This window comes from Aeromonas media (genome assembly GCF_000819985.1).
Taxonomy (GTDB): Bacteria; Pseudomonadota; Gammaproteobacteria; order Enterobacterales; family Aeromonadaceae; genus Aeromonas; species Aeromonas media.
This window is the reverse complement of the sequence record NZ_CDBZ01000083.1, coordinates 1-25,048: the sequence shown is the minus strand read 5'-3', so window position 1 is coordinate 25,048 and position 25,048 is coordinate 1. Positions and strand designations below refer to the sequence as shown.

Here is a 25,048-nt window from a genome sequence, read left to right as displayed (position 1 = left end):
GGTCTGTCAAGGAGAGGGGGGAGGATTACAGCTGGAACTGGGCGAGCTGCCTGCGCTGCTGCTCGGCGAGCTGTGACAGTTCGTGACTGGCGGCGGCGCTCTGGCTGATGCCGGCCACGTTCTGGTTCACTATCTCGTGGATGTTGGTGATGTTGCGGCTGATGTCGGCGGTGACGCAGGACTGCTCCTCGGCGGCGGTGGCCACCTGGGCATTGGCGCCATTGATCTGGTTGACCGCCTCTGTGATGCCCCCCAGCAGGTCTTGCACCTCGGCGGAGAGACGCTGGTTGTGGCCGAGGATCTCCAGGGTCTCCTGCACCCCGCTGTTGGCCGACAGGGACTGGCTCTGCAACTGCTCTATGATGGCCTGGATCTCCTTGGTGGAGTCCTGGGTCCGCGCCGCCAGCAGGCGTACCTCGTCGGCCACCACCGCAAAGCCACGGCCGGTTTCACCGGCGCGGGCGGCCTCGATGGCGGCGTTGAGCGCCAGCAGGTTGGTCTGTTCCGAGATGCTCTGAATCACCTCGATCACCTTGCCGATCTGCTCGGACTGGGACTTGAGCCGCGCCACCACGGTGGCGGCGTTCTCCAGGCTGCCCGCCATGCGGCTGTTGGCCTGGATGCTCTTGGCAAACAGCGCCAGCCCCTGCTCGACCCGGCTGTTGGCGTCCCGCGCCAGCTCGTCGGCCAGGGCGGCATTGTGGTTGACGTTGTCGGCGGTGCTGGCCAGCTCGGTGACGGCGGAGGCGACCTGCTCGGTCTCGCTGCGCTGCTGCTGGGCGTTGGCCTCGGACTGGGTCATGACGGCGGCCAGCTCGGTGGCGGCTGAGGCCACGTTGCCGCTGATGCCGGTCAGGGTCTGAATGGTGTTGCCAAGCTGGCTCAGGGTCTGGTTGATGTCTTTGGCGAGCTGGCCCAGCTCGTTGTTGCCTTCTGCCCTGGCGCGCACGTTGAAGCGGCCGAGGGCGACGGCGTGCATCACCTCCTGCAACTGGCCGATGGGCTGGACGATGCGACCGGAGAGCCACCAGCCGCCGCAGAGTGCCGCGACCAGGGTGGCGGCCATCAGCAGCAGGGTCTGCAGCAGGGTGGCGTGGTAGTGGGCCTGCTCCTGGGCTATCTCCTGCTGGATCAGCTGATTGATGTGGGCAGAGAGGGTGTCTATCTGCTTGATGAGTTGCTCCCCCAGCTCGCGAAAGCGCAGCCGGGATTGCTCATAGCCGGCGGGTTCTACCCCGTCCCCATGCTTTTGGGCCAGCAGTGGCAGCATGTTGCTGCGGGTGTGGCCGAGATAGGCCTGCAGGGCCGCCGCTACCTGGCTGTTGTCCTGCTCGGCACCGGGGATCACCAGCCGGGACAAGAGGCCGCTTATCTCCTGCTCGGCGGCATTCAGCGTGCCGGGCAGCTCGGCGAAGCGGGCCTTATCGTAGAGACCGTAGATGGCGTTGGTGCGCAGCCGGTAGGTGGCGTGGATCAGCGCGGCGATGTCGTCCTTGTGACGGGTGACGCTGGCGGTGGTGTTGTTCATGTCCCTGATGGCGCCGTCGATCTCCTGCTTGCTGACCACGGCCATGAGTAGCATCAGCAGGCTGGCTAGCAGTAGCGGAATGAGAACTTGCAGACGAATGGACAGATTATTCAAAGACATGAAATATCCTGACTCGAAAGAGGAGTAAGGCCGCATCTTACACAGGTGCGACAATCCTTGTCACAGGGTTTTTAATGCTGAATTCTTGCTGAACGCAAAGGTTTTTCTTGTGTTAAAAGAGTGTGATAGGCAAGATCGTCTGCTTGTTACCTGGAGGTGTAGTGTGTCCCACTGGATTGATCCCGCCATCTTGGCGCTCTTTGTTCCCACGTTCTTCTTTGTCTCCGTGACCCCCGGCATGTGCATGACCCTGGCGATGACCCTGGGCATGAGCCTGGGGGTGCGTCGCACCCTGCACATGATGTGGGGGGAGCTCATCGGCGTCGGCCTGGTCTCCGTGCTGTCGGTGGTCGGGGTGGCGGCCGTCATGCTCAACTATCCAGCCCTGTTTTCGGCCTTCAAGTACGTGGGCGGTGCCTATCTGGTCTGGCTCGGCATCCAGATGTGGCAGGCCAAGGGCAAGATGGCGATTCCGGCTGATCTCTCGGCCGGGCAGGAGACCAGGCCGCTCGGGCTGGCGCTGCAGGGTTTCGTCACCGCCATCGCCAATCCCAAGGGCTGGGCCTTCATGGTCTCCCTGCTGCCCCCCTTCATCAATGCGGCCAAGCCGATGGTGCCACAGATCAGCGCCCTGGTGGTGCTCATCCTCCTCATCGAGTTCTCCTGCCTGCTGCTTTACGCGAGCGGTGGCCGCACCCTGCGCCACTTCCTCGCCAGGAGCGGCAACGTGACCCTGATGAACCGGATCGCGGGCTCGCTCATGCTGTTTGTCGGCGTTTGGCTGGCCTTCGGCTGAGTGCCATCGCTGACGTGCAGCAATAAGGTAAAAATGCCACCGGTCGGTGGCATTTTTCATGAGTGCAGGTTGGGGATCAGCGAGGCTTGAAGCGCTCGACCCAGGGATTGGCGGTCAGGCCGTGGAGGATGACGCTCAGGATGATGGTGCAGAGCACGGTGGCGATGATGGGGCGCTGGCCGATGAGCGCCGGCTGGTTTTGCAGTACCATCACCGCGAAGACGATGCTGGCAAGGCCCCGCGGCCCGAACCAGCCGATAAAGAGCTTGAGCTCCGGCTTGAGGCCGGTACCGATGAGGCTGAGCCAGACCGGTACCATCCGCAGCAGGGTCAGGCTGGCAACGGCATAGAGCCAGTATTGCCACTGCATCAGCTCGGGCAACGTGGGGAGCAGAGTGGCACCAAAGACCATCCAGATCACCACGGAGAGCAGATCCCCGTACCCCTCGCAGCTGTCCATGTAGGCGTGCTTGTGTTCCCCCAGCCTGCGGCCGATCAAGAGGCCGCCCACGAAGGCGGCGATGAAGCCGCTGCCCCCCAGGGTCTGGGCCAGGGCAAAGCAGAGCAGGGCCAGTCCCGGCATGGTGAGCTGGCGCCAGAGTGGCAACTGCCAGCCGTTCAGGTAGGAGGCCTTGAACAGCCGGATGGTGAGGCTGGTCAGCACGAAGGCGACCAGCAGACCTATGCCTATCTCCTCCAGCATCAGGGTGATGGCCAGCGTGGCGGTGCCCGCATGTTGTTCGGTGGGGGCGATGAGGGCGAGCAGCAGGAGCAGCACGGGCACACAGATGCCGTCGTTGAGGCCGCTCTCCTGATTGAGCCCTTCGCGCACCGGCGCAGGCACCACCGGGTTGCTCACCACGGCTTTGCCCAGCGCCGCATCGGTGGGGGCGAGAATGGTGGAGAGGATGGCCATCTCCAGTAGCGGCAAGTCGGGGAAGAGCCAGTGGCCGAACAGGGCCCCACAGACCAGGGTGAGGGGCAGACCGATGAGCAGCAGCCGGATAGGCAGTTGCCTGTTGGCCTGCAACACCTGCCAGTTGGTGTTGGCGGCGTCGTTGAACAGCACGATGACCAGCGAGAGCTCGGCCAGCAGCTTGATCCCTTCGCTGTTGATGGAGAGGGAGAGCAGCCCAACGCCGCCCTGTCCCAGCAGCCAGCCCACCAGCATGAACAGCAGCGGGCCGTTGATAAGACGGGATTCAAACCGCCCGGCAATCAGGCTGTAGATCAGCAAGAAGGCGGCGATCACCGCCAGATTCTGGTAAATCAGGGATGCATCCATACCCTCTCCTCAACACATAAGGGGGTCAGTCGGTCAGGCAGTCCGGATCGAACACGTATTCCCCCGCCAGCCAGCGCAGGATCTCGCCCACGCAGGCCTGATCCTGGAACGGCAGGTAACGGCTCTTGAGGTGGATGATCTGCTCCGGGGTGAGCTGGGCCAGGCCGATGTCCTGGAACAGCGGCAGATCGGCCTGGATCATGGCGGAGATCTGCGGCCCGCAGGTGGCGTTGAGGGAGGCGTGCAGCGCCTTGTCCGGGTCGTACTGGCGGCCGAGTCGATAACTCATGGGCAGGGTGGCGAGCGGCAGCACCGAGAGCGCCGCCTGCTTCATGGGGTTGACCGCGTGACCGGCGGTCAGCTCCGCCAGCTCGGCGGGGCGGTTCTCGAAGGCACGCAGGTGCAGGAAGCTGCTCGCCTTGCTGCCGTCGTTGACCGGGTAGTTGTCCCACAAGAACGGCTTGCGGTGCAGCCAGTCGGCGGCCTGTTTGAGGTGTGCGGCCGGGTACTCGGTGGAGCAGACCCGGGGGCCGGTCCAGAAGATGTCAAAGCGCTTGTCCAGCCCCTGGCCCAGATCCGTCAGATAGTGGGGTGGCATGGCGCCGAACACCTTCTCGAGCACAGGGTCCGTCGAGTAGTAGCTGGGGCAGAAGATGAGACGGCTGGCGCCGGTGTGGGCGGCGATGTCGTGGGCGATGGTGAGCTGCCAGTGGGCGAGATCCGGGGTATCCCCCTTCATGTCGTCAAACAGCACCGCCAATATGTCGGGCTGGAGCGCCTCCTCGATGAGGCGCACCTTCTCGAGCAGGGCCGGGCGTTTGTGCGGGTAGTCGTGATGGGCGCCCATGGGGCTCAGGCCCACCCCGAAGGCGAGGCCGTTGTCGCGGCACTGCCGGGCCAGCTGGCTCAGGTGGGCGAGCTGTTCCTTCGGCCAGGGCTCGGCCCAGTGCTTGCGCAGATAGCCGTCTTCCTTGGGGGCATAGAGGTAGAAGCCATAACCATGGCGGGGCAGCCACTGGGCGTAGCGGGCGCGTGCCTCCCAGCTCCAGCCCTTGCCGAAGAAGCCCTCGATCAGCCCCAGTCGGGGCGAGGGAGGATACAGACCAGACAACAGGGTTTGATAAGGCATGGGTCACTCCCTTCTCGCCGGGCGCCGGTTCACCGTCTTGTCGTGAATTGGCGCCGAGTATGTGTATTGAACAGGGTCCGGTTGGCGTCCTAGACCGGATCTTCTTCCAGGAAGCGCACCCCTATCTTGCGAGGCTCGCCCTCTTCCATCTCCGCCACCGTCCAGAGCAGGCCCTGCCAGGCGACGTGGTCACCCACCACCAGATTATCGCCCAACTGATGGGCAATGAAATCGCCGAGAGTCTGATCCGCCACCTCGCTCACATCCAGTCCGTAGAGCGGGGCGAGATCCACCAGCCTGGCGGTGGCCTCCAGCAGGAAGTCACCGAAGAAGCGTGGGCCGAGATCCTGTTCCGGCGCCTGGCTGAACAGCTGGCCGAGGGCAGGGAGATCGCGCTCGTGGCCGATGACGCAGAGGATGTCGTCCGACTGCAGGCAGGTACTGCCCGAGGGGTGCAGCAGCTCCCGGCCGCGGAACAGGGCGCAGATGCGGGTGCCTTCCGGCATGCGCAGCTCCCGCAGCGGCGAGCCGATGCACCACTTCTCGGCGCTCAGGCGATAGACGAAGGTCTCCCACTGGCTGTCGAGATCGATCTCGAGCCCGGAGCGATTGATGGGGGACGGCGGTGCCGGGACCTCCACCCGTGCCAGCCGGGAGGCCAGCGGCAGCGAGCTGCCCTGCAGGATGAGGGAGACCAGCACCACGAAGAAGGCGACATTGAAGTAGAGCTGGGCGTTGGGCAGCCCCGCCATCATGGGGAAGACCGCCAGTATGATGGGCACGGCGCCGCGCAAGCCGACCCAGGAGATGAACCAGCGCTCCCGGGGGGCGAAGTTCTTGAACGGCAGCAGCCCGATCCACACCGACACCGGGCGGGCAAACAGGATCATCCACATGGCCAGCGCCAGCGCCGGCACGGCGATGGGCAGCAGCTTGTGGGGGGAGGCGAGCAGCCCCAGCACCAGGAACATGCCGATCTGGCTCAGCCAGGTCAGACCGTCCAGCACCGACAAGGTGGTGCTGCGGCTGCGCAGGGAGAGGTTGCCAAGCAACAGGCCGGTGAGGTAGATGGCGAGGATGCCGCTGCCCCCCACCGCCGTGGTGAGGGCGAAGATCAGCAGGCCGCCGCTGACGGTGAGCAGCGGGTAGAGCCCGGGGGCCAGGCGTGCCGTGTTGATGAGTTTCCAAAGCAGCCAGCCCCCACAGAGGCCGATGCCGGCGCCGAGGCCAAACTGCTTGACGAGTTGCAGCAGCAGGAAGCCGGCGTCCAGCCCCTGCTGGGCGGTGGCCAGTACCTCGATCAGGGTGACGGTGAGAAACACCGCCATGGGATCGTTGCTGCCCGACTCTATCTCCAGGGTGGCGCTGACCCGCTCGTTGAGGCTGCGCCCGCCGAGCAGGGAGAACACCGCCGCCGCATCGGTGGAGCCGACGATGGCACCGATCAGCATCCCCTGCATCAGGTTGAGATCAAACAGCCAGGCGGCGGCGAGCCCCGTGAGGCCGGTGGTGATGGCCACCCCGACCGTGGCCAGCGACAGCGCGGGCCAGAGCGCCACCCGAAACGAGGAGACCCGAGTGCGCATGCCGCCGTCGAGCAGGATGATGGCCAGCGCCAGGTTGCCCACCAGGTAGGCGACCGAGTAGTCGGCGAAGTGGATGCCGCCGGGACCATCCTCACCGGCCAGCATGCCGACGGCGAGGAAGATGACCAGGATGGGGATACCGACCCGGGACGAGAGCGTGCTCAACAGGACACTGGCTCCCACCAACAAGGCACCGATAAAAAAGAAACTGTTGATGGTGGTGGCATCCAATGGCGAACTCCTTATTGCGGTCGGCAAAACAGGCACATTATATGCAGATTGCCCCCCTTTGTGTGGCTTAATTGTGCATCGATTTGCAGTTTTTTACGGTTGTTGTGCCGTTTTTAAGCAGTTGTCGCAGGGCGGAAGGGGGGCAAAAAAGAGGGGGAATGAGTGGCAATCGATGTCATTTTTCAGGGGACGGGCGTCGCGTCGTCAGCAGGTGGGAACCGACCCCGGCAAGGGGCCAGAATAGGGTCGCGGGAGCGCCATAGTGCTCCTGCGGGGGAGGTCAGTCGTCCTCGTCGTCCTTGACTTCCCGGATCTTGTCCCTGTATTTCGGCAACTGCTTTTCGAGCTGTTTCATGTCCTTGATGGCATTGAGAAACAGCCCGAGCAAAAACAGCAGCGGCAGGCCTATCCATAACCACAGACTCATCAGATTCTCCTTTCGGTGTGACCGGCGGTGACATAACGGGCCAGGATCTCGTCGAGATGGGCCAGTATGCACTCCTTGCCTTCAATATCCGCCTGTTGCAGGCAAAGCGCCAGCGCATCCGGATCCAGCCGCTGTTCGCCGGATTCCGGTGCGAAGCTGATGTGCCAGGGCTCGTAGGCGACTCCCTGAGCCGCGTCCAGCGGTTTGGCATAGGGCAGGAAGAAGCCGAAGTCGGTCATGTGATCCCCGAGCCACTCGCCAAGGTCGGCAAACCAGCCTCCCGCCTCATATTCCCAGGGCTCCAGTGCCAGCCGGGTGCCGACGGGCAGACTGTCGGGGTCATAGATGTCGAGATCCGTGCCCCAGTGGTGGCGACTGGTGCCCGGCAGGGCGCTCCAGCGCAGGATGGCGTGCAGCCGCTCCATATCATCGAGCTGCAGCGCATCCAGCGGCTGGTTGTCCGCATCCAGCAGCGGTCGCTCCCCGCGCCACTTGCCATTCCAGATGGCGAGCTGGCGCTCGAAGCCGCGCCAGCTGGAGGCCGCCTGCAGGTTGAACCCTTCATGGGCCGCCGCCACCTGCATGTCGTTGAAGGCCGCCGCCGTGGCGGCGGTCAGGCGATGGGGCCCGCGCCCCACCAGGATGAGGTGGCTCTCGTCGAGCCCAAGCAGTTGATCCTGGGTCATGCCAGCAAGTGCTCCAGCACCCCTTGGTACATGTCCGCCAGCAGATCCAGGTCATCCGCCTTCACGCACTCGTTCACCTTGTGGATGGTGGCGTTGACGGGACCCAGCTCGATGACTTCTGCGCCGGTGGGGGCGATAAAGCGTCCATCGGACGTTCCCCCCGTGGTGAGCAGGGCAGGTTGCTGACCGTTGACCGCGGCCACGGCGGCAACGGTGGCCTCCAGCAGGGCGCCGGTATCGGTCAGGAAGGGCTGACCGGAGAGGGTCCACTTCAGTTCAAAGTCCAATCCGTGGCGGTCCAGCAGCGCCTCGACCCGCTCGCGGATATCGAGATCGGTGAGCTCGGTACTGAAACGGAAGTTGAACTGGACGTGCAGCTCGCCCGGGATGACGTTGGAGGCGCCGGTGCCAGCCTGGATGTTGGCGATCTGGAAGCTGGTGGGGGGGAAGTAGGCGTTGCCCTGATCCCAGACCGTCGCCGCCAGTTCGGTCAATGCAGGCGCCGCCTTGTGGATGGGGTTGTCCGCCAGATGAGGGTAAGCCACGTGGCCCTGCACCCCGCGCACCAGCAGATCGCCGGTGATGGAGCCACGGCGTCCGTTCTTCACCACGTCCCCCACCAGGTTGGTGGAGGAGGGCTCGCCGACGATGCACCAGCGGATCTTCTCGTTGCGCGCCTCCAGGGTATCGATGACGCGCACAGTGCCGTTGATGAAGGGCCCCTCTTCATCGGAGGTGATGAGGAAGGCGATGGAGCCCTTATGGTCCGGATGCTCGGCCACGAAGCGCTCGGTGGCCACCACCATGGCGGCCAGCGATCCCTTCATGTCGGCGGCGCCGCGGCCATAGAGCATGCCATCCTTGATGGTCGGCTCGAACGGCGGGGTGTGCCACTTCTCCAGCGGGCCGGCGGGCACCACGTCGGTGTGGCCGGCGAAGCAGAACAGCGGCCCCTCGCTGCCACGGCGGGCCCAGAGGTTGGTGGTGTCTTCAAACACCATGGGTTCGATGACGAACCCCAGGCGTGCGAGACGCTCCGCCATCAGGGTCTGGCACCCTTCGTCCAGCGGGGTAACTGAGGGGCGGCGGATCAGATCCTTGGCCAGTGCGATGACATCCGACATCGGCGTTCCTTAAAAAATTTAACGAGAGAAGAGGGATTGGTAGTGGTCTGCCTTGAAGCCCAGGGTCAGCTCGCCATCGCGGTCCAGCAGCGGGCGTTTGATCATGGCGGGGTGCTCCAGCAGCAGGGCACGGGCCTTGGTGGTGTCGAGCCCCTGTTTGGCCTCCTCCGGCAGGGCACGGAAGGTGGTGCCACGGGTGTTGAGCAGGGCTTCCCAGCCAAGCTGATCCAGCCAGCCGTCCAGCCGGGCAGGCTCGAGGCCGTCGACCCTGTGGTCATGGAAGCGATAGTCGATGCCAGCCTCGTCCAGCCACTTGCGGGCCTTCTTGATGGTGTCGCAGTTCTTGATGCCATAGAGGGTGGTGGCCATGGGAGATCCTATATCTGCGGGCCTGGGGCCCTGAAATCCGAACGTGAAGTCATGCAAGGGCCCGATTCTGGCATTGTGGCCCAGCCATGGCAACGCTCATGGCCGGGCTGGCTGGTTTTACCAGCTGGGAGGGGAAGAAAGCGCGAGGGCCAGATAGCCAAAACGCGCCGATGGGCGCGTTTTGGAGGAAGGGGGGCTATCAGTGCAGTGCGGTCCATGCGTGATCGAAGACCCGGGCCCGTTCCCAGGGCGCATCCGGCAGGCTGGAGGAGAGGCCGGTGTATTTGCCCACGTCATCCACCACGATGGCGGAGAGGATCGGCAGGTCGTTTTCGGTACAGTACATGCGGATGCGTTGCAGCAGGGTGCGCAGCTCATCCTGGCACTGTTCCAGCCCGGCCTGCCTGGCCAGTTTGGAATAACGAATGGTGGTGCGTTCCTTTGCAGACTCGACGAGGATGTCCCACAGCTGGTAGTCGCAGGGTGAAGTCCCTGCGGTGGCTTGGCTTGTCATAACTCTCTCCGGTGCGAAATGATCGCTTTGTGTCGACGGGCATCTTGGCCAGTTCACCCCTGACGGGCGTTGATCCAACGCAAAAAAAGTGGAGGTTCTTGCCCAGGATGCCATGCCCGGCATTCTAGTGCGTTGGAGCTGGATTGAAGAACTGTTTTAGATGATTTATTTGGAGTTTAATACGGATAAGATTCGGAAAAACCACTTTTTAGATGGAAAACAAGGGGGAAGGAGAGGTCAACCACTGGATCACGTTTCTCGATAGTCTTGCCGGGAGCCTGCCCTGGTACTCTTGTTTGTCTTGCTCGTGCCGATGGTCGTGGCCTGCGGTATCGTCAAGGATTACCGCCCGCAAGCGATACCGGCGCTGGATGCCGGGCGAGTTCCACTCGGGCGCTGTATGTCTGCTGCTGAAGAGCATCGACCTGCTGCAGAGGGTGCTGATCAGGCTGTTGAAATAAGCTGGCGTCTTGCTTGCTTCGTGGGAAACGGGTCCAACCCGATCAAGACGGGAGGCATTGCCTCCCGTTGTGTTATCTCGCTTGTTTAGCGTGCCCTGTAGCGATCCGGTCCCATGGCGTGGTTTTGTTATCCCTCATCTTCTGCCAGGTAGGCCAGATGATCTTGGCGCGCCACCTGCCAGCCATCGAGGTGCAGCGGGGCGGCAAAGCCCGGGCCGTCGGTCACCATGGTGTGGTACTCCCCCTGCTCGCCGCAGGCATCGAAGCCCTCGCGCTCGGCCAGTTGCTGCAACTCGGTCAGGGTGGCTGCATCCAGCACTCGCCCGGCCCATTCCGGCGCCAGCACCCGGGTATCGACACAGGAGAGGTGGGCGACGATGCCGCGGGCCAGCATATCCGCCAGCAAGGCTTGGCGAGATTGCTGCCAGAGCGGGGTGTAGACGGTGAGCCCAAGCGGCTGGCAACGCTCGCGGATCCAGTTTGGCGCGCCCCCCACGCTGTCGATATCGCCAGTCACCACACCGTCGAGTGCCCACTCCTGCTGCAAGCGGCTCAGCGCAGTCTTATAGCTCTGCTCGAACGGCGCCTCTATGGTGACCAGCAGATGGGGCAGCCCGAGGGCCGCCGCCTGGCGGCGCACCAGCGGCAAGGGGTGAGCGAGAAAACGGGGCGCAGGGGGAGCAAAGGTGGCCAGTGCCACCACCTGATGGCCCGCGGCGCGGGCATGGCAGAGCGCCAGCATGGCATCTTTGCCGCCACTCCAGAGTGCGATGACGCGAGACATGGGTTTGATTCCAATGGTGAAAGAGGGGACATGCTACCCAGCTGGCGAGCCCTTGGCAAAGCCGCAGCGGCGGGAAATCGCCGGGAGAGAGAGAAGGAGGGAGAAAAGAACAGGCCCCCATGCGGGGGCCTGTCAGGCAAGAGCGTGTCGAACGCCGTTGGGATTACAGCAAGATGGTGGTCAGCACATACCCCAGGGCGCAGGAGCTGCTGACCCCGATCAGCCCCGGAATGATGAAGCTGTGGTTGATGATGAACTTGCCGATGCGGGTGGTACCGGAGCGGTCGAAACCGATACAGGCCAGATCGCTCGGGTAGGTCGGCAGCACGAAGTAACCGTAGCTGGCCGGCAGGAAGGCGATCAGCAGCTTCGGCTCCACCCCCAGTGCCAGGCCCATGGGGGCGATGGCGGTCAGGGCGGCGGCCTGGCTGTTCACCAGCTTGGAGATGAGGAACAGCACCAGGGCGTAGGTCCAGGGCTGGGCCTGTACCACGTGGGCCAGCGACTCCTTGAGCAGCGGCATGTGAGCCTGGAAGAAGGTCTCACTCATCCAGGCGACTCCGAACACGGAGAAGATGGCGACCATGCCGGCCTTGAACACCGCACCGTTGGAGATGTCACCCGGCTTGACCTTGCAGCGCATCAGTATGATGGCGCCGGCGATCAGCATCATCATCTGGATCACCAGGTTCATGGAGAGCGGGCCAGCCTTGCCCTTGATCTCGAACACGGGTCTCAGCCCTTCGTTGGCCCCCAGCACCACCACGGCGGCGATGGCGGCGAAGAAGATCCAGGTCGACCAGTAGGCTTCTTTCGGGAACTTGGTGTTGAGCAGGGTCTCGCCGCCGCCATAGATGAAGGCGCGTTGCTCAGGATCCTTGATCTTGGCCTGGAACTCCTGGTCCTGGTCCAGATCCTTGCCGCGACGCAGGCTCCACAGGGCCGCCATGATCACGCCGGTCAGGGAGGAGGGGATGGCGATCATCAGGATGTCCAGCAGGCCGTAGGCCTGACCTATGCCGTGACCGGCCGCCAGGATGGAGACCATGGAGACCACGGCCACCGAGACCGGGGAGGCACAGATGGCCATCTGGGAGGCGACAGACGCCACCGCCATCGGCCGCTCGGGACGTATGTTCTTCTGCAGCGCGATGTCAGCGATGATGGGGAACATGGTGTAGACCACGTGGCCGGTACCGCACAGGAAGGTGAGGGTCCAGGTGGTGAGCGGCGCCAGTATGGTGATGTATTGCGGGTGACGGCGCAGCAGGCGCTCGGCCACCTGCATCATCAGGTTGAGACCGCCGGCGGTCTGCAGGGTGGCGGCGCAACCGATCACCGCCAGTATGGTCAGCATCACCTGCACCGGTGGCTCACCCGGGGTCAGCCCGAACACGAAGGTCAGCAGGAACAGACCTATGCCGCTGATGAGACCCAGTCCCATGCCCCCAAAGCGGGTACCCAGCAGCAAGCAACCGAGCACCACCAAAAATTCCATCAAGATCATTCCATTACCTCGTGTGATTGAATCCATGTCCGCACTGGCCCAGGGGCCCGGGAGCATCTGTCATTATTTGCCCCTAATCTGTCATTATTTGCCCCTAAAGGGTTAGTGGGTATTCTGCCACCCCTAAAGAGGTAAAAAATTGAGGTGGTTCAATAACCGACCCTTTTCCGATTTAAGTGCATAAAAACTACGGGTAAGGCCTTGCGCAGGGGCGCTGAGGGAGGACAGGCAGGTGAATAAGGTGAGGGATTTATTCGAGGATCAGTGTGATATGCAAGGGCATCGCCCCTGTCAGTAGTCGGCAGGGGTCGAGGAGGGGGTGTCGCAGGCCGGGGAGGCCATGACCTGCGAGTCTGACGGGGCGGCTCAAGCGTCCCGGTTTGACTCGGTGGTAGTCGGGTCTTCGGAAGAGGCAGTCTGTGACAGCAGGGTTGTTCGGCAGGCATCCAGGATCTCATCGGCCAGTGGCGATTCATCCGGACAGGCCCGTGACAGCATGATGGCCCCTATCATCTGTGCCATCAGCGCTATCCTCTTGGCGCGATGGGCCTGGGTGTTCTCTGTATCCGGCGTGTCGCGCAGACTCCCTGTACGCGCCAGCATCGCTTCAATGCCGGCTTCGAAGGCGACCTTGACCTGGGCCGGTTGCCGCGCCGCATCGGCGCACAGTGCGGCCATGATGCAGCCATCCCCCGGGGCATCGCGGTGTTCCCTGGACAGGTAGTGCCTGACAAACTCGGGGGCATCAAGGGCGCTGGTCTTCTCCACGCTTTGTTCAAAGCCGCAGGTGGCGGCCTCCGCCATCAGATCCGCCTTGGCGGGGAAGTGCTTGTAGAAACCGCCGTGAGTGAAGCCGGCCGCCCCCATCAGATCCGCCACTCCCACGCCATCGTAACCCCGTTCGCGAAACAGCTTGGCTGCGGTGGCGACTATGTGTGCCCGGTTTGTCTGAGCCTGTGCCTTGGTGACCCTCATACCCGGTCGTCCTCTGAATCATGGAAGTGGTGATCACTATACATTGATGTTGGTCATCATCAAAATGCTTGACTGAAAAGATTATGATCGTCATCTTTAATGCGCAGACCCCGGGAAGGGGTTGAACGCCCTGACCCTCGATGGACCCTTGCAGCCCCCGAGCAGGGCGGCGCCATGTCGGGATACAGACTACCTTCCTTCCCAGACCCATGTTTCACACGACAGAGGCACGCCATGACAGACAAGAGACTCTTCGAGGCCTATTCCCTTGGCCCTATCACCCTCGCCAACCGCATCGTGATGGCGCCGCTCACCCGCAACCGTGCCGGCCCCGGCCTGGTCCCGAGCGAGCATGCCGCCACCTATTACAGCCAGCGGGCCACGGCGGGTCTGCTGATCGCCGAGGCGACCCAGGTCTCGGCCCAGGCGCAGGGCTATCAGGATACCCCCGGCCTCTACACGGCGGCGCAGATTGCGGGCTGGCGCAAGGTGACCGATGCGGTGCATGCCAGGGGAGGTCGTATTTTCGTGCAGTTGTGGCACGTCGGCCGTGTCTCCCACGTCACGCTGCAACCTCACGGCGCGGCGCCGGTGGCCCCTTCGGCCCTTCGCGCCCAGACCAAGACCTTCGTCAACAATGAGTTCGTCGAGGTGTCCATGCCCCGTGCATTGGCACTGGAGGAGCTTCCCGGCATCGTCGACGATTTTCGTCAGGCAGCTGCCAATGCCATGGCGGCGGGCTTCGACGGGGTCGAGATCCACGGTGCCAACGGCTATCTGCTGGAGCAGTTCCTCAAGGATGGGGCCAACCTGCGTACCGACGGCTATGGCGGCTCCATCGAGAACCGCGCGCGGCTGTTGCTCGAGGTCACCGCCGCCGTGGCCAAGGAGATTGGAGCCGATCGCACCGGGGTCAGGATCTCCCCCGTCTCACCGGCCAATGGCATCTCCTGCAGCGATCCCCAGCCGCAGTACGACTATCTCGCCGAGCGGCTCAGTGCGTTGGGCGTCGTCTACCTGCACGTGATCGAGGGGGCCACCGGCGGCCCCCGGGATGTCGCCCCTTTCGACTTCGCCTCCCTGCGCCGGCGCTTCAAGCAGAGCTATCTGGCCAATAACGGTTATGAACTGACGCTGGCCAGCAGTGCTCTGGCCCAGGGCAAGGCGGACCTGTTTGCCTTCGGTCGCCCCTTTATCAGCAATCCGGATCTGGTCGAGCGCCTGCAGCAGGGCGCCCCGCTCGCCGCGCTCAAACCCGAGACCCTCTATGGCGGCGGCGCCGAGGGCTACATCGACTACCCGGCCCTGGCGGGTGCCAGCGAGTAAACGTACATGGGCAGGGGGCGTCATAGCAGGTCCCCCTGTCGACACAGCGCCATCGGCCGTTGAGTGCCTGGCGCGACATCCATCCCGGTTCAATACGATCACAGAGAGAATGACATCATGACCATTAAACCCAGAGTGCTTATCACAGGTGCCTCCAGCGGCATTGGCACCACCTATGCCGACCGCTTCGCCCGGCGCGGCCACGATCTGGTGCTCGTCGCCCGCGACGAGGCGCGGCTGACGGCGCTGGCCAGCCGCCTGCGCCAGGCGTACGGCGTCGCCGTCGACATCCTGCCCGCCGACCTCACCCAACCCCGGGAGCTGACCGCCGTGGAGGCCCGGCTACGGGATGATGCCAGCATCGGCATCCTGATCAACAACGCGGGGGCGGGTCAGGTGGGTCACTTCCTCGCACAGACCGCCAGCAGCGTCGAACAACTGCTGGCCCTGAACACCACGGCGCTGGCGCGCCTGGCCGTCGCGATTGCGCCGCGACTGGTGCAAGCCGGCGAGGGTGCCATCGTCAACATCGGCTCAGTGGTCGGGCTCGCACCCGAGTTTGGTACAACCATCTATGGTGCGACCAAGGCCTTCGTGCTGTTCCTGTCCCAGGGGATGAGCCTGGAGCTCTCTCCGAAAGGGGTCTATGTGCAGGCGGTTCTCCCTGCCGCCACGAGAACCGATATCTGGGCCCGTACCGGCATCGATCCCGACAGCTTGCCTGAGTTGATGGAGGTGGAGGAGCTGGTGGACGCAGCCCTGGTCGGTTTCGATCGCCGTGAAGCCGTCACCATACCGCCGCTGCATGAGGCCAGCCGCTGGGATGAGCTCGATGGCGCGCGCAAGGCGCTGCTCTCCGACCTTCGGCAGGCGCACGCCGCCGAGCGTTATCAGGTGGCGCCGCAAGACCACTGATCTGGGCAACCACACCGACGGTCTGTTGGAAGATATACCAACCCGACATTCATCACTCAGGCCGTCGCCCTTTTCCGTTTGATGATGCGCGCCGAATCTGTGCGGGTGCCCTGGATTGGACAGGGGCTTTGCCTGGTTCGGCCGCATCATGTTTCCCGGTAGCAAGATGATGAAAGCCTTTGTGTTCAAACGCTATGGTCGCTCGGCGCGGCCCGAGTTTGCTGAACTGCCGCACCCGACCGTGGGGCCGGATGAGATCCTGGTCAAGGTGCATGCCGTCGGTCTCAATCCCATCGACAACATGATCCCGCAGGGCACCTTCAAACCCCTGCTCAAGTTCGAGCTGCCCGCCGTGCTCGGCAGCGATCTGGCCGGTGTGGTGGTGGAGGTCGGCAGCCGGGTGACGCGGTTTCGGCCGGGGGATGCCGTCTATGCCAACCTCTTCGATCTGGGGCGCGGCGCCCTGGCGCAATGTGTTGTGGTGCCTGAACATGCGGCGGCCCTCAAACCGGCCAGCCTCGACTTCGTTCAGGCGGCGTCTATTCCCATGGTGGCGCTGACCGCCTGGCAGGCCTTCACCGAGCAGGCCCCACTCGCGCCGGGCCAGAGGGTGTTTATTCCCGCGGGATCCGGTGGCATAGGCTCCTTTGCCATTCAGCTGGCCAGGCGCCTGGGGGCCTTGGTCGCGACCTCCACCAGCACGGCGAACGCCGAGTGGGTAGGGCAGCTGGGGGCCGAGGTGGTGATCGACTACAAACGGCAGGCGTTCGATGCGCTATTGCAGGGTTATGATCTGGTGCTGGGGACCTTGCGGGGCGACGCGATCGAGCGGTCGTTGTCGATCCTCCAGCCAGGGGGGCGGGTCCTGTCGCTGGTCGGCCCGCCGGATGCGGCCTTTGCGCGGGCGAGAAACATGAACATCATCATGACCGCCCTGTTTGGCCTAATGAGCTGGAAGATCCACCGTCTTGCCCGGCAACGGGGCCTCACCTACGGCATGATGTTCGTGCGCCCGGATGGTGCCCAGCCGACCCGGATTGCTGCACTGCTGGACGAGGGCAAGCTCAGACCCGTCATCGACAAGGTCTTTCCGTTTGAACAGGTTGGCGAGGCGCTCGCCTATCTGGCGACCGGTCGCGCAAAGGGCAAGGTCGTCGTCAGCCTGGCGTAGGTGCAGAGCGACGGCAAAGAACAAAAAAGCCGACCCTTGGGTCGGCTTTTGCGATTCGCGTGCTGTCCGCGATTAGAACTCAGCGGTGCGCGGGGTACGCGGGAAGGGGATGACGTCGCGCACGTTGCCCATGCCGGTCACATAGACCACCAGGCGCTCGAAGCCCAGGCCGAAGCCGGAGTGCGGCACTGTGCCGTAGCGACGCAGATCGCGATACCACCAGTAATCTTCCTTGTTCAGGCCCATCTCGGCCAGACGGGCATCCAGCACCTCGAGACGCTCCTCACGCTGGGAGCCACCGATGATCTCGCCGATCCCCGGGGCCAGCACGTCCATGGCGGCGACGGTCTTGCCGTCGTCGTTGAGGCGCATGTAGAAGGCCTTGATGTCTTTCGGGTAGTTCTTCACCACCACAGGAGACTTGAAATGCTCCTCGGCCAGATAGCGCTCGTGCTCGGAGGAGAGATCGATACCCCAGGAGACCGGGAACTCGAACTTCTTGCCGCAGTTCTTCAGCACTTCGATGGCGTCGGTGTAGTCGATCTGGGCGAAGTCGGAGGCGACGAAGCGCTCCAGACGGTCAATGGCGTCCTTGTCGATGTGCTGGGTGAAGAACTCCAGATCGTCGCGGCGCTCGGTCAGCACGGCATTGAAGACGTACTTCAGCATGGCTTCGGCCAGGGCGGCGTTATCTTCCAGATCGGCGAAGGCGATTTCCGGCTCCACCATCCAGAACTCGGCCAGATGGCGACTGGTGTTGGAGTTTTCGGCGCGGAAGGTCGGGCCGAAGGTGTAGACCTTGGACAGGGCGCAGGCATAGGTCTCGACGTTGAGCTGACCGGAGACGGTCAGGAAGGTCTCCTTGCCGAAGAAGTCCTTGTCGTAATCTACCTTGCCTTCGGGCGTGCGCGGCAGGTTTTCCATGTCAAGGGTGGAGACGCGGAACATCTCGCCAGCGCCTTCGGTGTCGGAGGCGGTGATGAGGGGAGCGGCGATCCACAGATAGCCTTCTTCGTGGAAGAAGCGGTGAATGGCCTGGGCCAGGCAGTTGCGTACCCGGGTCACGGCGCCGACCACGTTGGTACGGGCACGCAGGTGACCCTGCTCGCGCAGGTATTCGATGCTGTGGCGCTTGGCAGACATGGGGTAGGTGTCCGGATCTTCGACCCAGCCCACTACCTTGACGTCGGAGGCCTGCAGCTCGAAGGCCTGGCCGCTGCCCTGGGAAGCCACGACCACACCGGTCACTTCCACTGAGCAGGCGGTGGTCAGACGCAGCACTTCATTCTCGTAATTGGCCAGGGTATTGGGAACGACGGCCTGTACCGGATGGAAACAGGAGCCATCGGATATGGCCAAAAATGAGATCCCCGCCTTGGAATCGCGGCGGGTCCGGATCCACCCTTTCACTGTCTGGGTGGTGCCAACCGCATACTTACCGGTCAGCACATCTACTACGGATGCGTGCGTCATCGAAATATTGTCTCCAGCTTGTTCTTGCAGCGCTATTTGCAACACTAGGGGTCTGGCCCGGGCATGAGTGGCCCACCATGGCAGACTAAGCCGTCAATCTTACCCGCGCGGGTTTGATAAACAAGCAAAAATGTCGGACCCTTGCGGGGTTTTCCCCATGAATCTTGCATGGATCCGGTCGGTTGGGCAGGGGGTGAGAGTGAAGGAACGCAGACGGGGGCCGGATGGCTGGATACGGGTTCTCCAGGGGCTGGTGATCCTCTGCTGGAGCGGCTTTATCGTCCTGCTCTCCCTTTACCACTTCGCCAGGCCGCAGACGGCCTACGGCTTTCTGGTCTATGGCGGGGTCAAGGTGCGCCAGGAGTGGGATCCCGCCCTCACCCCCTGGCTGGTGCACGGGCTCTGGGGTTGCTGCCTGCTGACCCTGGTGGTGCTGATGCTGGAGCGCAGGCGCAGCCGACGGCAAGAGGATGCGCTGCACGTCAATCTGTTCATCCTGCTGCTGATCCTGGCCGCCAGCCTGCTGCTTTACTATCTGGCGTGATCCGCCGGTTTCTCGTCCTGTGACGAGAGCACTGGAGCGCAGGCGCAGAGGATGCGCGGCACATCAATCTGTTCAGCCTGTTGCTGATCCTGGTCGCCAGCCTGCTGTTTTACTGCCTGGCGTGATCCGCCGGTTTCTCGTCTTGTGGCGAGGGGGCGGGGCGCTTGCCGAGCTGGCGCTCCACGCTGTCGAGCATCTGGTTGTAGGCGAGGGCCACCCGGCCTATCTCGTCCCCTTCATCGCCTTCCAGCCGGTGGCCGAAGTCGTGCAGATCGGTGGCCTCTTCCATGGAGCGGGTCAGCTGGTTGAGGGGGCGGACTATCCAGGTACGGATGACCCAGAGCGTCAGCAGCAGACCGAGACCGAAGATGAGGGTGAGACTGAGCGCCGAGGTGAGAATGTTCTGCTCTACCCGGGTAAAGAGGGTGTCGAGGGAGTAGTCAAAGCGCACCGCCCCCAGCACGGTGTTCTCCGGTACCTGGTGACAGCTGGTGCAGTCGGTACCGCGAAAATCCTTACTGGCCAGCAGCGGGCGGGTCACAACCAGCTTGCTGTGGATGCCGTCGTGCACCACCTCCAGACTACCCTTGCCCGTCAGGGCCAGGGCATCGAATCTGTCCTTGGGGGCCTCGCTGTCACGTCCCGCTCCGTACTGCTTGTTGACCGCCGCCCCGCGCACTATGCGGGCATCTTCCACGTGGGCGTGATCGAGAAACTTGGCGCGCAGGGTATCGCGGGCGTCCATCTTGCCGGTCAGCATCAGCATGTTGAGGCCGTCGAAATAGGCTTCGCTCTGCTCGCGGCTCTGCTCCTTGATGAGGGTCAGAATGAGGTCCCGCTCGCGCACCGCCTGATAGGCCGCAGAGAACACCAGTACCATGGAAAAGATGAAGAGCAGGAAGAAATTGATCTTGGCAGTGATGGAGAGGCGCATGGGAAAGGTACATCTGTTGGGTAAAACCCGCGCAGTCTACTCTCCTCGCCAGCCGGGTTTTGGTGTCTCGCTCACATTCTGATGAAAAAGAGCCAAAAGGCCCTGCATTCTCATGCAGAGCCTATTCATCGAGGCTCAGAATTCACCGCTGGCGATGGCCTCATGGATGGCATGGGTCAGCACCCGCAGCTCTTCGGGGGTGATGACGAAGGGGGGCATCAGGTAGATGAGCTTGCCGAACGGGCGGATCCAGGCCCCAAGCGACACGAACTTGCGTTGGATGCGCGCCACGTCCACCCGCTCCTTCATCTCCACCACCCCGATGGCGCCGAGCACCCGCACGTCCGCCACCGCCGGGTGCAGGGTCAGTTGCACCAGTTCGGTTTTGAGTTGATGCTCGATGGCCTGCACCCGCGCTTGCCAGGGTGATGCCAGCAGCAGATCGATGGAGGCGTTGGCCACCGCGCAGGCGAGCGGGTTACCCATAAAGGTGGGGCCGTGCATAAAGACCCCCGCTTCCCCGTCACAGATGGTACGGGCGACCTGCTCCGTGGTGAGGGTGGCCGACAGCGTCAGGTAGCCGCCGGTGAGCGCCTTGCCCAGGCACATGATGTCGGGGCTGATCCCTGCCCAGTCGCAGGCAAACAGCTGACCGGTGCGGCCAAAGCCGGTGGCGATCTCGTCGGCGATGAGCAGCAGGCCGAACTCGTCGCACAGGGCGCGCACCCACTGCAGGTAGCGGGGGTGATAGAAGCGCATGCCACCTGCCCCCTGGACGATGGGTTCGAGCACTATGGCGGCTATCTCTTCGTGGCGATCGGCAACCAGCTCCGCCAGCTCCACGACGCAGCTCTCGTCCCACTGGGCGTGGAAGCGACAGCTGGGCGCTTCGACAAAATGGTGCTCGGGCAGGAAGCCCTTGTAGAGCTCGTGCATGCCGCCATCCGGATCGCAGACGCTCATGGCGCCGAAGGTGTCACCGTGATAGCCGCCCCGCAGGGAGACGAATTTGGCGCGGGGCGTTCCCCTGGCGTGCCAGTACTGCTGGGCCATCTTGAGTGCCACCTCCACCGCCACCGAGCCGGAATCCGCCAGAAACACCCGATCCAGCCCGGCCGGGGTGATCTCCACCAGCTTGCGACAGAGCTCCACCGCCGGTGCATGGGTCAGACCGCCAAACATCACGTGGGACATCTTGCCGAGCTGGGCAGTCGCCGCTGCGTCCAGTTCCGGCACCTGATAACCGTGGACGCAGGCCCACCAGGAGCTCATGCCATCCACCAGTTCACGGCCGTCGCTGAGGGTGAGGGTCACCCCCTTGGCGCTGGCCACTTCATAGCAGGGCAAGGGATGGGTGAGGGAGGTGTAGGGGTGCCAGACGTGGTGCAGGTCGAATTCTTGATTGGTCATTTTGTGTTCTGTTGTCAATTGATTTGATCTGGTCGGTGTTGACAGTCTACGCGTGCTCTCTACACTAGCCAACAATTTCAGCCACTTGGCGCCAGTCCTCACAGCGAGGAGGTCGGCCGGTGGCGGCTTTTGCGGTCCTTCATCCCAGGATGGCGGCGCAGGATCCCACTTATAACAACCGGAAGCCATGTATGAATGCTCTCACCCTGGGCGGCCACGCCCTTCGTCACGACTGGACCCTCGCCGAGGTCCAGGCCCTGTTTGCCCTGCCATTCAACGATCTGCTGTTCCAGGCCCAGACGGTGCACCGCGCCCATTTCGACCCGAACGAGGTGCAGGTGAGCACCCTGCTCTCTATCAAGACCGGCGCCTGTCCAGAGGATTGCAAGTATTGTCCCCAGAGTGCCCGCTACCACACCGGGCTCGAGACCGAGCGGCTGATGGAAGTGGAGAAAGTGCTGGAGCGGGCGCGGGAGGCCAAGGCCAACGGCTCGTCGCGCTTCTGCATGGGGGCAGCTTGGCGCAACCCCAAAGAGAGGGACATGCCCTATATCCTGCGCATGGTCGAGGAGGTGCGCGGGTTGGGGATGGAGACCTGCATGACCCTAGGGATGCTGACCGCGGATCAGGCGGCGCGTCTGGGCGCTGCCGGGCTTGATTACTACAACCACAACCTCGACACCTCGCCGGAGTTCTACGGCGACATCATCACCACCCGCACCTATCAGGACCGCCTGGACACCCTGGAGCACGTGCGCGGCGCCGGCATGAAGGTCTGCTCCGGCGGCATCGTCGGCATGGGGGAACAGGCAAAGGATCGGGCGGGCCTCTTGATGGCGCTGGCCAACCTGCCGCGCCATCCGGAGAGCGTGCCCATCAACATGCTGGTCAAGGTGAAGGGGACGCCCATGGAAAACCAGGAGAATCTGGATCCGTTCGAGTTTATCCGCACCATAGCGGTGGCGCGCATCATGATGCCCGCCTCCCACGTGCGCCTCTCCGCCGGGCGGGAGAAGATGAACGAGCAGATGCAGGCCATGTGCTTTATGGCGGGGGCCAACTCCATCTTCTATGGCTGCAAGCTACTGACCACCCCGAACCCGGACGAGAACAGCGACATGCAGCTGTTCAAGCGCCTCGGCATCCGCCCCGCCCAGCGGGCCCAGAAGCCGGATCAGGTTCAGGAAGAGGAGCTGCTGGCCGAGGTGAGCCGCCAGAACGAGCCCGCCGAGATGTTTTATGACGCCACCCGCCCCCGTGCAGGTGCCGTCCGTCCATGACTTCCTCTGTTGTCACCGGTCCCTTTGCGCTGGGGGAGGCCCTGGCCGAACGTGAGCAGGCGGCCCTGCTGCGCCGACGCACCCCTGTGGATGTGGCGAGCGGCGGGCGGATCCGGGTCGGGGGACGCGACTACCTCAACCTCTCTGCCAACGACTACCTGGGGCTCGCCGATCATCCCGCCATCAAGGCCGCCTTCAAGGAGGGGATTGACCGTTATGGCGCGGGCGCCGGCGCCTCACCCCTGGTGACAGGCTACAGCCGTGCCCACCAGCAATTGGAAGAGACCCTTGCCGACTGGCTCGGGGTGGAGGCTGTACTGCTGTTCAACTGCGGCTTCTCGGCCAATCAGGCGGTGCTCAAGGCCCTGCTCGGCAAGGAGCATCTGCTGTGGCAGGACAAACTCAACCACGCCTCCCTGCAGGAGATGGGCAGCCAGCTGCCCTGCAAGATGAAGCGCTTTGGCCACAACGATATGGCGGCCCTTGAGCGACTGCTTGAGCCGAATCGCGGGCTGATTGTTTCGGAAGGGGTGTTCAGCATGGATGGGGATCTGGCTCCCTGGACTGCACTTGCAACACTCGCCGCCCGGAGCGGCAACTGGCTGATGATCGACGATGCCCACGGCCTCGGCGTGCTGGGGCCGCAAGGGCGTGGCACCCTGGCGGCGCAAGGGGTTGCTCCTGCCCGCGTACACATTCATATGGGCACCTTCGGCAAGGCGCTCGGGGTGGCCGGCGCCTTCGTGGGCGGCAGCCGCGAGTTGGTGGACTATCTGGTCAACTTCGCCCGCCACTATGTCTACAGCACCCATATGCCCGCCGCCCAGGCCTGCGCGGTGAGCAAGAGTATCGAGCTGGTGCGCGTCGCCGACGAAGCCCGCGCGCACCTCGTTCGCCTTATCGCCCGGTTCCAGCAGGGGGCACAGGCGCAGGGCTGGACGCTGGGCGCAAGCAACACCCCGATCCAGCCCTTGCTGGTGGGGGAGAGCGCCGCCGCCTTGCAACTGGCCGAGCGGTTGCGGGATCGCGGCGTCTGGGTGAGCGCCATTCGCCCGCCCACTGTGCCGGTCGGCACGGCGCGCCTTCGCATCACCCTGAGTGCCGCCCACCGCGAGCAGGATGTGGATAGCCTTCTCGAGGCCCTGGGTCCCTGCCCATCCAGTGATCAGAGAGGAGGCGCCCATGTTGCATGAGCGTTTCCAGCAGGTCGACAAGGCCCAGCTCGCCCGCCGCTTCGGCGCCGCCGCCCGTCACTACGACGCCCATGCCCGCTTCCAGCAGGAGGTGGGGCAGGCGCTGCTTGACCTGATGCCGGACAGGCCGGTCGGTTCTGAACTGACGGTTTGCGGGCTGGATCTTGACACTGCCGTGTACCGGCGTGGTTTGCCCGACTCCTTGCCTGACGGTTTACCGGAAACTGGGCTGGATCTGGGCTGCGGTACCGGCTTCTTCCTGCCCGCGCTGGCGGGTCGTTGCCAGCAGTTGCACGGGCTGGATCTCGCCCCCGGCATGTTGGCGCAGGCCGCCCTGCGTGGCAGCGGTGCCCGGCTGGTGTGCGGCGATGCGGAGGCGCTCCCCTTCGCGGATCAGAGCCTGGACTGGGTCTTCTCCAGCCTGGTGCTGCAGTGGTGCGAGCGCCCGGCCCAGGCGTTTGCCGAGATCCACCGGGTGCTCAAGCCCGGTGGTCAGATCTTCTTCTCGACCCTGCTGGCCGGGTCGCTTTGGCAGTTGCGCGAGGCCTGGGGCGCCGTCGACGGGCACGCCCACGTCAACCGCTTCCTCGCCCTGCCCCAGTTGCAGCAGGCCATTGGCGCCGCGGGTTTTCAAGCGCCTGAGCTGACCTCTGTCACCTGGCCCCTCGCCTATCTGGAGCTCAACGACTTGCTGCGGGATCTCAAGGGCATAGGGGCCAGCCAGGTCAATGACGACAGGGCCGCGGGGCTGGGCAACCGCCAGCGTCTGAGGCGTCTCGGAGAAGCCTATGAGCGCCACCGCCAGCCCGACGGCCTGCTGGCCGCCAGCTATGAGGTCTGTCTCGGGCGCCTGGTTCGACGTTGATAGCCATTCAAAGGCAGTAACAATCCCTGCTATTCACCATTGATACCAGGGCGCAACCGGCGCCCTGAACTGCGCTGAGGAATCATCATGGTCAGAACCTATTTCATCACGGGCACCGACACCGACGTGGGCAAGACCCTGGTCGCTCGCACCTTGCTGCAGGCGTTCGCCGCCCGGGGCATAGTCTGCGCTGGCTACAAGCCGATTTCCGCCGGCTGTGCCCGCACCCCCGAGGGGTTTCGCAACCTCGATGCTCAGCAACTGCAAGCGGCCGCCAGCCTGCCGCTGCCCATCGACTCGGTCAACCCCTATGCCTTCGAGCCCCCCATAGCCCCCCACATAGCCGCGCAGGAGGTGGGGGCGAGCATTCCTCTGGCGGGTCTGTCTGCCGGGCTGCGGGAGATTGAGCGGGCGG

Annotated in this window: 24 protein-coding genes; 9 read left to right on the top strand and 15 right to left on the bottom strand. The window is 63.8% G+C overall.

Annotated elements, in window-relative coordinates:
• Nucleotides 1–25: 25 nt before the first annotated feature.
• The gene (locus tag BN1127_RS07180) at nucleotides 26–1,648 is read right to left on the bottom strand and encodes a methyl-accepting chemotaxis protein (RefSeq protein WP_042648993.1); all 1,623 of its coding nucleotides are present in this window, start codon (nucleotides 1,646–1,648) and stop codon (nucleotides 26–28) included.
• Nucleotides 1,649–1,811: 163 nt separating this feature from the next.
• Here BN1127_RS07180 and BN1127_RS07175 point away from each other — a divergent pair, with 163 nt between their 5' ends.
• Entirely contained in the window at nucleotides 1,812–2,444 is a 633-nt protein-coding gene (locus BN1127_RS07175) for a LysE family translocator (protein ID WP_042648992.1), read from the top strand.
• Between the two features lie 76 nt (nucleotides 2,445–2,520).
• Here the strand turns inward: BN1127_RS07175 and BN1127_RS07170 are convergent, their stop codons facing one another.
• From BN1127_RS07170 to BN1127_RS07125, 11 genes are all read right to left on the bottom strand, one after another.
• Nucleotides 2,521–3,729, bottom strand: coding sequence for a cation:proton antiporter (locus BN1127_RS07170; protein ID WP_042648991.1), 1,209 nt, complete (start codon nucleotides 3,727–3,729; stop codon nucleotides 2,521–2,523).
• Nucleotides 3,730–3,754: 25 nt separating this feature from the next.
• Nucleotides 3,755–4,858 (bottom strand): beta-N-acetylglucosaminidase domain-containing protein, encoded by a 1,104-nt coding sequence (locus tag BN1127_RS07165; RefSeq protein WP_042648990.1) that lies wholly within the window; start codon nucleotides 4,856–4,858, stop codon nucleotides 3,755–3,757.
• 89 nt (nucleotides 4,859–4,947) lie between these two features.
• Nucleotides 4,948–6,675: a potassium/proton antiporter gene (locus BN1127_RS07160; RefSeq protein WP_005325763.1), complete on the bottom strand. Its 1,728-nt coding sequence runs from the start codon at nucleotides 6,673–6,675 to the stop codon at nucleotides 4,948–4,950.
• A gap of 280 nt (nucleotides 6,676–6,955) precedes the next feature.
• Entirely contained in the window at nucleotides 6,956–7,102 is a 147-nt protein-coding gene (locus BN1127_RS21230) for a hypothetical protein (RefSeq protein WP_005325762.1), read from the bottom strand.
• On the bottom strand, nucleotides 7,102–7,788 hold the full coding sequence (locus BN1127_RS07155; protein ID WP_042648989.1) for a M15 family metallopeptidase: 687 nt from the start codon (nucleotides 7,786–7,788) through the stop codon (nucleotides 7,102–7,104). Before BN1127_RS07155 ends, BN1127_RS21230 begins: the two co-directional genes overlap by 1 nt.
• On the bottom strand, nucleotides 7,785–8,912 hold the full coding sequence (dapE, locus tag BN1127_RS07150) for a succinyl-diaminopimelate desuccinylase (RefSeq protein WP_042648988.1): 1,128 nt from the start codon (nucleotides 8,910–8,912) through the stop codon (nucleotides 7,785–7,787). The genes BN1127_RS07155 and dapE overlap by 4 nt, the downstream gene beginning before the upstream one ends.
• 18 nt (nucleotides 8,913–8,930) lie before the next feature.
• Nucleotides 8,931–9,281, bottom strand: a complete 351-nt coding sequence (locus BN1127_RS07145; RefSeq protein ID WP_005325758.1) for an ArsC family reductase — start codon at nucleotides 9,279–9,281, stop codon at nucleotides 8,931–8,933.
• Nucleotides 9,282–9,480: 199 nt separating this feature from the next.
• Nucleotides 9,481–9,795 carry a hypothetical protein gene (locus BN1127_RS07140; RefSeq protein WP_042648987.1) on the bottom strand — a complete coding sequence of 105 codons (315 nt, stop codon included), beginning with the start codon at nucleotides 9,793–9,795 and terminating at the stop codon, nucleotides 9,481–9,483.
• Nucleotides 9,796–10,383: 588 nt separating this feature from the next.
• Complete coding sequence (locus tag BN1127_RS07135; RefSeq protein ID WP_042648986.1) at nucleotides 10,384–11,040, bottom strand: Dph6-related ATP pyrophosphatase; 657 nt, start codon at nucleotides 11,038–11,040, stop codon at nucleotides 10,384–10,386.
• 163 nt (nucleotides 11,041–11,203) lie between these two features.
• Nucleotides 11,204–12,547 (bottom strand): anaerobic C4-dicarboxylate transporter, encoded by a 1,344-nt coding sequence (locus BN1127_RS07130; protein ID WP_042648985.1) that lies wholly within the window; start codon nucleotides 12,545–12,547, stop codon nucleotides 11,204–11,206.
• A gap of 366 nt (nucleotides 12,548–12,913) precedes the next feature.
• Complete coding sequence (locus tag BN1127_RS07125; RefSeq protein ID WP_042648984.1) at nucleotides 12,914–13,522, bottom strand: TetR/AcrR family transcriptional regulator; 609 nt, start codon at nucleotides 13,520–13,522, stop codon at nucleotides 12,914–12,916.
• 234 nt (nucleotides 13,523–13,756) lie between these two features.
• On the opposite strand from BN1127_RS07125, the gene BN1127_RS07120 reads away from it, so the two are divergent.
• The 3 genes from BN1127_RS07120 to BN1127_RS07110 all read left to right on the top strand — a co-directional run bounded on the left by BN1127_RS07120 (nucleotide 13,757) and on the right by BN1127_RS07110 (nucleotide 16,934).
• On the top strand, nucleotides 13,757–14,848 hold the full coding sequence (locus tag BN1127_RS07120) for an alkene reductase (protein ID WP_042648983.1): 1,092 nt from the start codon (nucleotides 13,757–13,759) through the stop codon (nucleotides 14,846–14,848).
• A gap of 117 nt (nucleotides 14,849–14,965) precedes the next feature.
• Nucleotides 14,966–15,763 (top strand): SDR family NAD(P)-dependent oxidoreductase, encoded by a 798-nt coding sequence (locus BN1127_RS07115; protein ID WP_042648982.1) that lies wholly within the window; start codon nucleotides 14,966–14,968, stop codon nucleotides 15,761–15,763.
• 166 nt (nucleotides 15,764–15,929) lie between these two features.
• Nucleotides 15,930–16,934 (top strand): NADP-dependent oxidoreductase, encoded by a 1,005-nt coding sequence (locus tag BN1127_RS07110; protein ID WP_231557451.1) that lies wholly within the window; start codon nucleotides 15,930–15,932, stop codon nucleotides 16,932–16,934.
• A gap of 72 nt (nucleotides 16,935–17,006) precedes the next feature.
• On the opposite strand, the gene asnS is transcribed toward BN1127_RS07110, so the two are convergent.
• Nucleotides 17,007–18,407 (bottom strand): asparagine--tRNA ligase, encoded by a 1,401-nt coding sequence (gene asnS, locus BN1127_RS07105; RefSeq protein WP_041206162.1) that lies wholly within the window; start codon nucleotides 18,405–18,407, stop codon nucleotides 17,007–17,009.
• 199 nt (nucleotides 18,408–18,606) lie between these two features.
• On the opposite strand from asnS, the gene BN1127_RS07100 reads away from it, so the two are divergent.
• Nucleotides 18,607–18,951, top strand: a complete 345-nt coding sequence (locus BN1127_RS07100) for a hypothetical protein (RefSeq protein WP_005325750.1) — start codon at nucleotides 18,607–18,609, stop codon at nucleotides 18,949–18,951.
• 109 nt (nucleotides 18,952–19,060) lie between these two features.
• Here BN1127_RS07100 and BN1127_RS07095 read toward each other — a convergent pair whose 3' ends face one another.
• Together BN1127_RS07095 and bioA are read right to left on the bottom strand one after the other, a co-directional pair.
• Complete coding sequence (locus BN1127_RS07095) at nucleotides 19,061–19,885, bottom strand: HAMP domain-containing protein (RefSeq protein WP_042648981.1); 825 nt, start codon at nucleotides 19,883–19,885, stop codon at nucleotides 19,061–19,063.
• Between the two features lie 135 nt (nucleotides 19,886–20,020).
• Complete coding sequence (bioA, locus tag BN1127_RS07090; protein ID WP_042648980.1) at nucleotides 20,021–21,295, bottom strand: adenosylmethionine--8-amino-7-oxononanoate transaminase; 1,275 nt, start codon at nucleotides 21,293–21,295, stop codon at nucleotides 20,021–20,023.
• Between the two features lie 191 nt (nucleotides 21,296–21,486).
• Here bioA and bioB point away from each other — a divergent pair, with 191 nt between their 5' ends.
• From bioB to bioD, 4 genes are all read left to right on the top strand, one after another.
• On the top strand, nucleotides 21,487–22,575 hold the full coding sequence (gene bioB / locus BN1127_RS07085; protein ID WP_042648979.1) for a biotin synthase BioB: 1,089 nt from the start codon (nucleotides 21,487–21,489) through the stop codon (nucleotides 22,573–22,575).
• Nucleotides 22,572–23,768, top strand: a complete 1,197-nt coding sequence (bioF, locus tag BN1127_RS07080) for an 8-amino-7-oxononanoate synthase (RefSeq protein WP_042648978.1) — start codon at nucleotides 22,572–22,574, stop codon at nucleotides 23,766–23,768. The genes bioB and bioF overlap by 4 nt, the downstream gene beginning before the upstream one ends.
• Entirely contained in the window at nucleotides 23,758–24,633 is an 876-nt protein-coding gene (locus BN1127_RS07075; RefSeq protein WP_042648977.1) for a methyltransferase domain-containing protein, read from the top strand. Before bioF ends, BN1127_RS07075 begins: the two co-directional genes overlap by 11 nt.
• Nucleotides 24,634–24,720: 87 nt before the next feature.
• Nucleotides 24,721–25,048, top strand: a 328-nt coding sequence (bioD, locus tag BN1127_RS07070) for an ATP-dependent dethiobiotin synthetase BioD (protein ID WP_042648976.1), incomplete at its 3' end; no start/stop codon positions are given.

Bases quoted from the DNA above. Each gene is read 5' to 3' on its own strand.
- BN1127_RS07155 (WP_042648989.1), bottom strand. From the start codon at position 7,788: ATGACCCAGGATCAACTGCTTGGGCTCGACGAGAGCCACCTCATCCTG.
- BN1127_RS07165 (WP_042648990.1), bottom strand. From the start codon at position 4,858: ATGCCTTATCAAACCCTGTTGTCTGGTCTGTATCCTCCCTCGCCCCGA.
- BN1127_RS07075 (WP_042648977.1), top strand. From the start codon at position 23,758: ATGTTGCATGAGCGTTTCCAGCAGGTCGACAAGGCCCAGCTCGCCCGC.
- asnS (WP_041206162.1), bottom strand. From the start codon at position 18,407: ATGACGCACGCATCCGTAGTAGATGTGCTGACCGGTAAGTATGCGGTT.
- BN1127_RS07110 (WP_231557451.1), top strand. From the start codon at position 15,930: ATGATGAAAGCCTTTGTGTTCAAACGCTATGGTCGCTCGGCGCGGCCC.
- BN1127_RS07095 (WP_042648981.1), bottom strand. From the start codon at position 19,885: ATGCGCCTCTCCATCACTGCCAAGATCAATTTCTTCCTGCTCTTCATC.
- BN1127_RS07180 (WP_042648993.1), bottom strand. From the start codon at position 1,648: ATGTCTTTGAATAATCTGTCCATTCGTCTGCAAGTTCTCATTCCGCTA.
- bioA (WP_042648980.1), bottom strand. From the start codon at position 21,295: ATGACCAATCAAGAATTCGACCTGCACCACGTCTGGCACCCCTACACC.
- BN1127_RS07115 (WP_042648982.1), top strand. From the start codon at position 14,966: ATGACCATTAAACCCAGAGTGCTTATCACAGGTGCCTCCAGCGGCATT.
- BN1127_RS07140 (WP_042648987.1), bottom strand. From the start codon at position 9,795: ATGACAAGCCAAGCCACCGCAGGGACTTCACCCTGCGACTACCAGCTG.
- BN1127_RS07130 (WP_042648985.1), bottom strand. From the start codon at position 12,547: ATGATCTTGATGGAATTTTTGGTGGTGCTCGGTTGCTTGCTGCTGGGT.
- bioF (WP_042648978.1), top strand. From the start codon at position 22,572: ATGACTTCCTCTGTTGTCACCGGTCCCTTTGCGCTGGGGGAGGCCCTG.
- BN1127_RS07145 (WP_005325758.1), bottom strand. From the start codon at position 9,281: ATGGCCACCACCCTCTATGGCATCAAGAACTGCGACACCATCAAGAAG.
- BN1127_RS07125 (WP_042648984.1), bottom strand. From the start codon at position 13,522: ATGAGGGTCACCAAGGCACAGGCTCAGACAAACCGGGCACACATAGTC.
- BN1127_RS07135 (WP_042648986.1), bottom strand. From the start codon at position 11,040: ATGTCTCGCGTCATCGCACTCTGGAGTGGCGGCAAAGATGCCATGCTG.
- BN1127_RS07170 (WP_042648991.1), bottom strand. From the start codon at position 3,729: ATGGATGCATCCCTGATTTACCAGAATCTGGCGGTGATCGCCGCCTTC.
- bioB (WP_042648979.1), top strand. From the start codon at position 21,487: ATGAATGCTCTCACCCTGGGCGGCCACGCCCTTCGTCACGACTGGACC.
- BN1127_RS21230 (WP_005325762.1), bottom strand. From the start codon at position 7,102: ATGAGTCTGTGGTTATGGATAGGCCTGCCGCTGCTGTTTTTGCTCGGG.
- dapE (WP_042648988.1), bottom strand. From the start codon at position 8,912: ATGTCGGATGTCATCGCACTGGCCAAGGATCTGATCCGCCGCCCCTCA.
- BN1127_RS07120 (WP_042648983.1), top strand. From the start codon at position 13,757: ATGACAGACAAGAGACTCTTCGAGGCCTATTCCCTTGGCCCTATCACC.